We start from the raw sequence: 9,409 nt of genomic DNA on the forward strand, positions 1-9,409 counted from the left end.
GAGCCGCATCATGGCACTGCCGGCAAGGATCGCAAGGGAGAAGAAGATGCCACACTGCCTGTACGACACCGCCTGGGTCGTGGACGACGACCAGCGCGAGCTGGCCCGGAGTCACCTCCGGGCGCAGCCCTGAAACGCCCGAAAAGCCCCCTGCCGGTCAGGGCAGGGGGCCAGGGGCCTCGAAGGCCAGATGTCGCACGGGGCGCCCCCTTACGGGGCGCCCCTTTCCCGTTCGCCAGGATGCCCTTGGACGGCCCAGATTTGGCCCAGGGCGGCCGCGGATGAGCCAGAGAAGGGCCTGGGCGCCCCTTAAGGGGCGCCCCAGCCGCCGGACGGCTGGCCCCCGCCATTGCGGCCCTGCATCTCCCGAAATCGACGCTCGAGCTTGCGATCCTCGTAGTCGGCCCGGATCAGGGCCAGCAGCGCTTCGACGGCTTCCGCCTGGGTCTTGGTGCTCTCGGCAATCGCGACCAGCGCCTCGACCAGCGCCTTGACGGGCGCCGCGGCCAGCAGCTCGGCCGGGTCGATCGGGTGGGGGGGGACGTCCGCCTCCTTGCCCCCGCGCCGGTAAGCGGAGAGCCAGATGGCGATCACGACGACGAACATCACGGCGCTGGCGATCCCCTGGAGCCAGGGCGGCAGCGCCGCGATGGCAGTCTGGACTTCAGGCGGCATCGAGTGCGCGTCTCCGCTCGGCATAGCCAACGTCGAGTCCGGAACTCCAGACGTTCCACAGCTCCATGAGCAGGATCAGCCTGTAGATCCCGCAGGCGGCGCCGGGGACCGGGGAACTCCACGCCGAGAGCGTGACCTGAAGCCAGAGACCGCAGGCGAGGAACGCTGTCAGCGCGCGGATGTGGGGCGAGAACCGGAACCCTCGGTAGGTCCCGTTCACCGTCAGGGCTGCGATCCGCAGGCCGGCGACCGCCAGCATGAGAGCCCCCCAGGTTCCCTCGGGGGCGAGGCGGGCGAGGAGCGCCCAAGTCGGCTGGCACGGGAAGATGTCGGGCGGCGTCCCGAACGTCCAGCCGAGCTGAAGCAGCAGGGCCGCGGCGAACCACTCCGTCGCCCGGAGCCGGAAATGCCCCCAGATCCCGACCAGGAACCGGAGCAGCGCCGCCCGGCGCCGTTCCGCGCGCGCCCAGCGGGCGAGCGACGGGTCGAGCTGGGACAGCGCCCGGATCACCGCCCGCTCCGTCTCGCGACGGGACGGGCGCGCGGCGATCCCACCGGGGAGCGGAGCCGCCGGGGGGATCTGCCAGGGCATCTCGATCATGCCGCCGAGAGCTGCCGCTTCACGGCGTCGAGCACCGCCGCCTCGCTGGCCGAGGCGTCGAAGGGCAGGGCGCGGAACAGGAGAGGCACGAGGGCGTCGGGCCCGCCCGCCGCCCTGATGATCGCCGCGGGCGCGTGGGCCTGGAGGTAGCGGACGCCGGATGCGATGACCTGGGAGCCGAGGTCGACCGTCAGGGGCTTGCTTGGGGCGGCGCCCGCGACGGCGTTGGTCCCGTAGGCGATCCCGTTCCGAACCATCGTCTCGATCCGCGCCTGGGTGAAGATCAGGCCCAGGACCGGCGCGTACTGCGCGATGGCCTTGGCCAGGACGCCGGTCAGGATCGGGACCAGGAAGGCGGTCGCGATGTCGCTGCCGGCCTTGATCCAGCTGGACACGTCGAAGCTGACGGTCGTGTCGGCCGCCAGGGCCGGGGCGGTGAGGGCGAGCGCGAACAGCGCCGCGAGCAGGGGCAGGCGGATCATGGGGGATCTCTGGGCTGGAGGGGTGTGCCGCATCACCCGGCGGCGCGGGATGCCAGAAGGTCAGGATCGAGCAGGTCTAGCTGAGTTGATCCTGAGTTTATCGGCCTGACTGCCTCGTCTCTTCATGCCCATCGTGGGTCAAAATTCAATGGACTTGGTCATTCTAGGGGCCGCTTTCGAGCAGAGCCCGGTGAATACGCCGAAGATTCGGATCATCATAGGATGTTATTTTTCGAATCGGTTGTCGCCCGCCGATCACAGGCCACTTTTCTGCCTTCAGCGCCATTGTAACACGCCCGACATGGAAGGTTGTTCTACGGCCGACCGCCCAGAGCGAGCTGGCGCTGACGCCGGAGAGCGGCGGCACGAAGGCGCTGAAGGTGCCAACGACCCTCTCGACGACCCCGTCGACCTCGGTCCAGTCCTTGCGGAACGACTTGACGCTAACGTCCTTGATGACGCGCTGCGGAGAAAGCCAGTGGAAAGAATTCAGGACAATTACATGAACGTCAACTCGGAGTCTGCCGATGCTGGAGTCAAAGAAACTATAATTGTAGTTGTTGGTATTGTAATTGCCTGTGGGTCTAACAATTTGGTTTGACCAGACGATCTGCCAAACCTAATCGCTTCCGTCGGGGCCACTCTCGGTGATCTCGGAAAGCCTGAGGCGCCCCCAGTTGAGGAGACGCCGAAGGTGACCCCGGCCCAGGTCAGAAGGTCCATCACGCCGGACGCTCTGATCAGCTTCATCGACGCAAAGTCGTACAAATCGATGAAGCAGCACCTCACGAGGCAAGGTTTGACGTCAGCCGAGTATCGACAGAGGTACGATTTGCCCAGAGACTACCCAATGGTAGCGCCAAATTACGCGGCCCAGCGCTCTGAACTCGCCAAGAGCATAGGCCTTGGGGTCCGTCGTCGAGGAGGAGCAAAGGATAAGCCTAAGTAGTTCGTGCACCCCGATACGCTCGCCCCTCCCGCCAGCGCGAGCGCGGGAGGAGAAAGATGGCCGAGAGTGATCGATCCCTGCTCTGCGTACCAAAAGAAGTCCAAAGATAGAGAGAGAACATAACGGCTACATGCCGCAGTCGTGTGGCAACGATTGCTATCGCACTTGACTTTTCCAACTCGATTGCCGATCCAGCGCGCTTACATGCCGTTCAAAGCTACAACAGAGGTAGCCGATATGAGAGAGAAGGTTTGCGGCGCTGACGCGGTCGAGCTGACAGCTGCGATCGTCGCCGCCTACGTGTCGAAAAACGCGACCCCGGTCGCCGACCTGCCGGGGCTGATCGCCTCCGTGAACGGCGCGCTAAACCAGCTCTCCGCGCCGCCAGCCGCTGAGCCCGCGCCGCTGGTCCCGCCGGTGCCGATCAAGAAGACGGTGACGCCGGACTACATCATCAGCCTTGAGGACGGTAAACCCTACAAGTCGCTCAAGCGACACCTCGGCATCCGCGGTCTAACCCCGGACGAATACCGGAAGAAGTGGGGCCTTCCGCACGGCTACCCGATGGTAGCCGCGAACTACGCCGCTAAGCGCTCTGAACTCGCCAAGAGCCTCGCCCTCGGCCAGTCTCGCCGCCCCGCGAGCAGCGAGGGCAGGTAGCGCCGCGCCCGCCTGCTCGTTGGCGGTGCCGCGGTCCGCCTCCGGGGCTGTCGGCCGGATCGGCGAAGTCACCGTGACCTCGACGCCGTCTTCCTTCCGCGAGCAAGGCGTGAAAACCGTACTGCAGAGCCCCATCTGCGGCCCGCACGACAATCGACCAATGACATAGTGTAGACGTACTTCGATGCCGGGGCGCGCTCGCGGGATCTCAGCCCGCCAAGGCCTTGCCGCACGCGGGGCAGAGGTTCGGCGTGACCCGGGCGTCGGTCGCGCCCGGCTTCGGCGCCGCACGGGCGGCGACCAGCGCAGCCTCGACCGCCTCGGCGGAGATGAGCGCCTTGTTCAGCCCGTCCCCCGCGTAGAAGGACTGGCCGCGTGCAACGTCGCGCTTGAAGCCGGTCGTCGGGGCGAGGACCGGGAAGCTCGCCCACTCCTGGGCGAGCGCCAGCCCGAAGGCGACGTCGGTCAGCTTGCCGGCCGCCCACTTCTCGTAGCCGCGCCGCTTCAGCAAGTGGAACCCCAGCTGATCCTGAAGATCAGGCGAGAACTGTTCCTTGCCGGAGAGGCCAAGTTCCCTGACGAGCCCCTGAAGGGTCGCCTTCATGAACTGGTATCTGCCGGCTGCACTGGAGCCGAAGCGGTTCGTCCAGGCCGTTCCGCTCGCGATCACGTCCGCGATCGTCATCTGAACCAGCGGCGTCGGGAGTTTGCGCTGGTTATTGCCGTAGATGGTGCCGTACCCCTCCGGCGCCTCCTTCGAGGCGATGAAGTCGAGCAGGCGCGCCGCGGGGGCGGGGATGGACTGGTCCATGGACAGCCTCGGGATCAGGGGGGCCGGGAGGGCGGGGGAGGCCCGGCCGAGAGCGCCGGGCCGATCGAAAGGGGGCGCCCGCCAGCAGCACCGCGAGCGCCAGGGCGGGCGCGGTCATCACCGGGCGCCCTTGCCGCGCTGGACGGTCACGAAGCGGACGGTCAGGCCCCTCAGGGCCTTGGGGTCCGCGCTCGCCAGCAGCGTCTCCCCCTCGCCCAGGCAGACGGCCGGGCTCGCGGCCCCGCAGGGACGGGAGAGCTGGTCAAGGGCGACCTCGGGGGTGCAGGCATCGATCGGCGTCCCGGCCGCGCAGACCAGGGCGACCAGAAGAAGGGCTGACGGCATGGGGACCTCCGGGCAGCGGGCAGCAAAAAGCCGCCCGGAGGCGGCTGTGAGGGCGGGGGGATGGGACGGGCGGTTAGCTCGCGAAGAGGGCGGCGAGGTCAGCCTCGGCGTCGGACGCCACCCGGGCGCGGATCGGCGCCAGGGCCGCCTCGACCTGGGCGAAGAGGGCGTCGGCCTTGGCCGCCTCGGCCGGCTGGTAGACGGCGAGCGTCCCCATCCCGCCGACGCGGACCTCGATCGGGACGTCCGTGACGCCGGGGCCGGGGTAGCCCGCCGTGGCCTTGACCACGGTCAGGCCGGAGATGATCTGCTGCGCCCGCTGCTGGATGGCGGTCGCCTGCTCGAACTTGGTCATGGTCCTCTCTCCTTAGGTTGGCGGGTTTCGAGGGCGGCGAGGCGCGCTTCGAGGGCTGCGATGTGCGCCACCTGCCCCCCGATGAGGAGCAGGGCGAGCTGGTCGGGGCGGAAGCCGAAGCGGTCCCCGCCCTCCCATTCGTCGTGACAGACGAGGCCGTAGGCCCGCGGGTCGAGCCCGCGGGCCTCCGCCAGCGCGATCGCCCTCTGGACGGTCAGGCCGACGTGATGGCGCGCCCCGCCCCCCTTCTCTGCGACGGAGGAGAGGAAGCGGAAGGTTCCGATCTCGGACGCGAGATCCTGCGCCCACGCGACCTCGGCCGGGGCGAGCGGGGCGACCTCGGTCTTTTCCCGGGCGTCGGACGTGTTGATCGACCCGACCTGGGCGTAGACCGTGCTCCAGGGGTTCGCGCTGCTGCCGAGGGTCAGCCCCCCGGCAGTGTTCGGGGTCAGGGCGGTCGTGGAGAGCCACAGCCGGTCCTGGGACCCGTCGTACCAGCGGAAAATCCCGCTGCTGCCGTACTGCGTCCAATTGATCGAGCCGCCGCCGCGGTCCTGCAGGTAGACGCCGGCCGTCGTGCCGAGTGCCGAGAGCAGGCCGGTCGCGCTGACCGCGCCGGCAAACGACGCGCCCGTAAGATCAGCCTTCGTCGGGTCGCGATAACCCTCGTGAAATACCTTGTAAGCGACGGCACCCGCGGACCATCCTCCGACTTTCCAATAGTTATCGGCGTCGATCCCGAAGTAAGCGGCATAGTAACCGGAGCGGTGAAACTGCATATACGCCGCATCGGTCGATGCGCCGTTGCTCTTGATTTCAAGGCGGGCGAGGCTCCCGCTCGAAGTCGCCATCGCGCCGGTCGTGCCCTGGAAGCTCGCCGTGCCGCCCGTGAAGTTGGCGGACGTGCTGAAGGTCACGAGGCCGGAGAACGAGGCCACCGCCGCCGACAACGCCGGGACAGCGAACGTCGAGCCGTTCCAGGACCAGACGCTTCCGTTGGTGGTATCCCAGACACCTACGGCAGTCGCGGTCGCGTACTGGTAGATAATCCGCGAGGTGCCAACCTGGGCGTTCCACGGGTGTTTCTCCGCGGAGCGCGCATCGAGAGCGATGATGTCCGACGCGCTGGACGAGATCGCCGCGGAGAGCGTGAGCCCGGTGAAGGTCGGGCTGCTCCCGGTGGTCAGGCCGGAGATGTCGGCCTGGGCCAGGGCGACCGCTCCAGTCTTCCCGGCCACGGACGTGACCGGGAAGGCGATCGAGGCGGTCCCGACCGCCGTCACCAAGCCCTTGGCGTTGGCCGTGATGACCGGCACGACGGTCGTTGAGCCGAACGAGCCGACGTTGCTGTTGACGGTCGCCAGGGTCGTGGCGGCGGTCGCGTTCGCGGAGCCGTCGAAGCTGACCGACCAGGAGAGGTCCCCGGTCGCGGAGATGGACCGGGCCGCGGCCAGCTTGGTCGCCGTCGCGGCGTTGCCCGAGAGGGTGGCGACCAGCGTTCCGGCGACCGTGAACAGGCTGCCGTCCCAGGACCAGATGTTCCCCGAGGTCGAGTCGTAGACGCCGACCCCGCTCGCGGAAGCGTACTGGTAGACCTGCCTGCCGGCCGCGGTGGTCGCGAGCCAGAGGTTCTTGGCCGCCGCGGAGGCGTCGACCGAGAGGACGTTCGTGGCCGCCGTCGTCAGGGTCGCGCCGACCGTGAACGTGCTCCCGTTCCAGGCCCACACGGTCCCGGCCAGAGAGTCGTAGACCCCGGTCCCCGACGAGGACACGAAGGCATAGACGTTGCGCGAGGTGCCGGTCTGCGCGACCCAGGGGTGCTTCTCGGCGCTCCGGGCGTCGAGGGTCATCAGGTCGACCGCCGTGGTCGCGATCGAGGCGGACAGGGACAGGCCCGTGAAGGTCGGGCTGTTGCCGGTGCCCAGCCCCAGGACCGTCGCGCCGGCCGCCGCGGAGGCGGCGGTCAGGACGGCCCGCCCGGGCGTGCTGCTATCCGTGATCGCCGTCGAGCCGATGGCGATGGCGGTGGCGCTCGCGGCCGTGACCAAGCCCTTGCCGTTCACGGTCAGGGCGACGGAGGTCGAGGCCGAGCCGAAGCTCCCCGGGGCGCTGTTGACCGTCGCGAGGGTCGCCGCCGCGGAGGCGGCGGCCGACCCGTCGAACGACACGGACCAGGAGAGGTCCCCCGAGGCCGCGATCGAGCGCGGGGTGGCGAGCTTCGAGGCGGTGCTGGCGTTGCCCGAGAGGCTGCCGGTGATCGCGCCGCTCGCGGTCAGGCTCGTGACTGACACCGTCCCGGCGAGCGTGAAGGTGGTCCCGTCGTAGCCCCAGACGTTGCCGGAGGCGCTGTCGAAAACGCCGACGCCCGAGGCCGAGGCGTACTGGTAGACCTGTCGACCCGTGCCCGTGGTGGCGAGCCAGAGATTCTTCGCGGTCGCGGAGGCGTCCACGGACAGGACATTGACCGCGCTCGTGGTCAGCGTGCCGTTGACCGTGAAGGTCGAGCCGTTCCAGAACCAGACCGCCCCGGCAAGGCTGTCGTAGACGCCCGTGCCGGCGGAGCTGACGGTCGCGTAGATGTCCCGGCCGGTGGCGATCTGGGCCGTCCAGGGATGCCGCTCCGCGCTCCGGGCGTCCATTTGGAGCCCGTCCACGTAGCTGCTGACCAGCGGCCCGGACAGGTAGGCCCCCTGGAAGGAGGGCGCGTCCGTGGCCCCCAGGCCGAGCGCAGAGGCCCCCGCGGCCGCGCTGGCCGCGGTCAGGACAGCCCGGCCCGGGGCCGTGCTGTCCGTCACCTGCACCGCCGGGATCGCGACCGTGGCCGCGGCGGTGGCGTTCCCGGCCCCGTCGAAGGAGATGGACCAGGAGACATGCCCGGTGGCACTGATCGTGCGCGCGGTGGCGAGCTTGGTCGCGGTGTTCGCGTTTCCGGCGAGCGACCCGGAGAAGCTCCCGCTGATCGTCCCGGACGCGACGAGGTTGACGACCGAGACGGTTCCCGCGAGCGCGAAGGTGGAGCCGTTCCAGCCCCAGACGCTGCCGGTCAGGGAGTCGTAGACGCCGACCCCGGCCGGGCCGGCATACTGGTAGACCTGTCGACCCGTCGCGGTCTGGGCGAGCCACAGGTTGACCGTCCGGCCCTGCGCGTCCGCCTTCAGCACGTCGACGGCGGGAGAGACGATGGTCGCGCCGACGTGGAACCCGGTCGCCGGGGTCCAGTACCAGACGTCGCCGTAGGTCGAGTCGTAGACCCCGACCGATGCCGCGCTGGCGAAGGCGTAGGTGTCCCGGCCCGCCGCGACGGTGACGACCCAGGGGTGGACCTCGTGCGCGGTCGCGTCCGCGCGGATGATGTCGACCGCACTCGAAGTGAGCGGGCCGGCCGCGCTGACCGCGTTCGCGGTCAGGACGCCGCCGACGATGAACTGGGTCCCGTTCCAGCCCCAGACGTTGCCCTGGAGGCTGTCGTAGATCCCGACGCCGCTCGCGCCAACGTACTGGTAGGTATTCCGCCCGGCCGCGACGGTGGCGAGCCAGGGGTTCTTCGCGAGCGCGCTGGCGTCGATCGAGAGGACGTTGACCGCGGGCGTCGTGAGGGAGCCCGTGACCGCGAAGGTCGAGCCGTCCCAGGCGTAGACGTTGCCCGCGAGGCTGTCGTAGACGCCCGTCCCGGTCGAGGCGACCCAGGCATAGATGTTCCGCCCGGTTCCGGTCTGCGCGACCCAGGGGTGACGCTCTCCGGTCCGCGCGTCGAACTCGAAGCCGTCGACGTAGGACGACACCAGGGGGCCCGAGAGGTAGGCGCCCCGGAATGCGGGCGCGTCCTCCGGGCCCAGGCCGAGGGCCGCCGCGCCGGCCGCCGCGTCCCCGGTCAGGACCGCGAGGCCGGACGGAGAGGCGTCCGCGATGTCGGCCGCGCGGGTCATGCCGGGCGGGCCGATCGGCCCGCGCTCGCCCGTGTCGCCCTTCTCGCCCCGCTCGCCAGGAGCGCCGGGCGGGCCGATCGGGCCCTGCTCCCCCTGTGGCCCGACCGGGCCGACGAAGCCGGGCGCGAACGGCTGCCCCGCCGCCCGGCCGGGAGCCGGGCGCGTGACAATGATCTCGGTGATCACCTGTCGACGCCCCGCTCGATCGTGGCAGTGCCGTTGACGCAGCGGCGGGTCACCCCGTCGGCGAAGGCGCGAATGTCGAAGATGTAGGTCCCGGCCCGGCCCGAGCGCATCCGCGTGACGGGGCAGACGATCCCGAGCACGGTCCCGTCCCCGACGACCAGGAGGTCGACCCGCGGCACGCCGGTCGGGGTCGGGACGCCCGAGCTGGCAAGGTAGAAGTAGGCGGCCCCGTCGACCGACTCGCGCAAGGTCCCGCGGAAGGCCATCCCGGCGAGCGGGATCGGGGTGTTGTCGGCGTCGGGGAACTGAAGCGCGTCCCGCCAGTCCTCGTTGAGCGCCGTCGTGATCTTCGTGGTCAGAAGCGGCAGCTCAAGGATGCGGGTCGTCATGCTGGCCTCGTCGCGTGCGGATGGGCGCGC

Annotated in this window: 9 protein-coding genes and 1 pseudogene; 2 read left to right on the forward strand and 8 right to left on the reverse strand. The window is 69.6% G+C overall.

Annotated features, from left to right (window positions below; translation table 11 throughout):
* Positions 1-309: 309 nt before the first annotated feature.
* The 3 genes from M446_RS19685 to M446_RS19695 all read right to left on the reverse strand — a co-directional run bounded on the left by M446_RS19685 (position 310) and on the right by M446_RS19695 (position 1,758).
* Entirely contained in the window at positions 310-675 is a 366-nt protein-coding gene (locus M446_RS19685) for a hypothetical protein (protein ID WP_012333862.1), read from the reverse strand.
* On the reverse strand, positions 665-1,186 hold the full coding sequence (locus M446_RS19690; RefSeq protein ID WP_265576396.1) for a hypothetical protein: 522 nt from the start codon (positions 1,184-1,186) through the stop codon (positions 665-667). The genes M446_RS19685 and M446_RS19690 overlap by 11 nt, the downstream gene beginning before the upstream one ends.
* Positions 1,187-1,272: 86 nt before the next feature.
* A complete protein-coding gene (locus tag M446_RS19695) occupies positions 1,273-1,758 on the reverse strand; it encodes a hypothetical protein (protein ID WP_012333864.1) in 486 nt (161 codons plus the stop codon).
* Between the two features lie 502 nt (positions 1,759-2,260).
* Here M446_RS19695 and M446_RS35655 point away from each other — a divergent pair.
* Positions 2,261-2,707: pseudogene (locus tag M446_RS35655) on the forward strand (MucR family transcriptional regulator).
* Between the two features lie 237 nt (positions 2,708-2,944).
* Entirely contained in the window at positions 2,945-3,367 is a 423-nt protein-coding gene (locus M446_RS19700) for a MucR family transcriptional regulator (protein ID WP_012333865.1), read from the forward strand.
* 208 nt (positions 3,368-3,575) lie between these two features.
* On the opposite strand, the gene M446_RS19705 is transcribed toward M446_RS19700, so the two are convergent.
* From M446_RS19705 to M446_RS19725, 5 genes are all read right to left on the reverse strand, one after another.
* On the reverse strand, positions 3,576-4,178 hold the full coding sequence (locus tag M446_RS19705) for a hypothetical protein (RefSeq protein ID WP_012333866.1): 603 nt from the start codon (positions 4,176-4,178) through the stop codon (positions 3,576-3,578).
* A 117-nt stretch (positions 4,179-4,295) separates the two neighbouring features.
* Positions 4,296-4,523 carry a hypothetical protein gene (locus tag M446_RS19710; RefSeq protein ID WP_012333867.1) on the reverse strand — a complete coding sequence of 76 codons (228 nt, stop codon included), beginning with the start codon at positions 4,521-4,523 and terminating at the stop codon, positions 4,296-4,298.
* Positions 4,524-4,596: 73 nt separating this feature from the next.
* Positions 4,597-4,878 carry a hypothetical protein gene (locus M446_RS19715; protein ID WP_012333868.1) on the reverse strand — a complete coding sequence of 94 codons (282 nt, stop codon included), beginning with the start codon at positions 4,876-4,878 and terminating at the stop codon, positions 4,597-4,599.
* Entirely contained in the window at positions 4,875-8,990 is a 4,116-nt protein-coding gene (locus tag M446_RS19720; RefSeq protein WP_012333869.1) for a tail fiber domain-containing protein, read from the reverse strand. The genes M446_RS19715 and M446_RS19720 overlap by 4 nt, the downstream gene beginning before the upstream one ends.
* On the reverse strand, positions 8,987-9,379 hold the full coding sequence (locus M446_RS19725; protein ID WP_012333870.1) for a hypothetical protein: 393 nt from the start codon (positions 9,377-9,379) through the stop codon (positions 8,987-8,989). The genes M446_RS19720 and M446_RS19725 overlap by 4 nt, the downstream gene beginning before the upstream one ends.
* Positions 9,380-9,409: the final 30 nt, after the last annotated feature.

Source organism: Methylobacterium sp. 4-46, from assembly GCF_000019365.1.
Classification (GTDB): domain Bacteria; phylum Pseudomonadota; class Alphaproteobacteria; order Rhizobiales; family Beijerinckiaceae; genus Methylobacterium.

Excerpts from the sequence above, each read along its gene's own strand:
- M446_RS19695 (WP_012333864.1), bottom strand. The coding sequence starts at position 1,758 with ATGATCCGCCTGCCCCTGCTCGCGGCGCTGTTCGCGCTCGCCCTCACC.
- M446_RS19700 (WP_012333865.1), top strand. The coding sequence starts at position 2,945 with ATGAGAGAGAAGGTTTGCGGCGCTGACGCGGTCGAGCTGACAGCTGCG.
- M446_RS19705 (WP_012333866.1), bottom strand. The coding sequence starts at position 4,178 with ATGGACCAGTCCATCCCCGCCCCCGCGGCGCGCCTGCTCGACTTCATC.
- M446_RS19715 (WP_012333868.1), bottom strand. The coding sequence starts at position 4,878 with ATGACCAAGTTCGAGCAGGCGACCGCCATCCAGCAGCGGGCGCAGCAG.
- M446_RS19710 (WP_012333867.1), bottom strand. The coding sequence starts at position 4,523 with ATGCCGTCAGCCCTTCTTCTGGTCGCCCTGGTCTGCGCGGCCGGGACG.
- M446_RS19725 (WP_012333870.1), bottom strand. The coding sequence starts at position 9,379 with ATGACGACCCGCATCCTTGAGCTGCCGCTTCTGACCACGAAGATCACG.
- M446_RS19685 (WP_012333862.1), bottom strand. The coding sequence starts at position 675 with ATGCCGCCTGAAGTCCAGACTGCCATCGCGGCGCTGCCGCCCTGGCTC.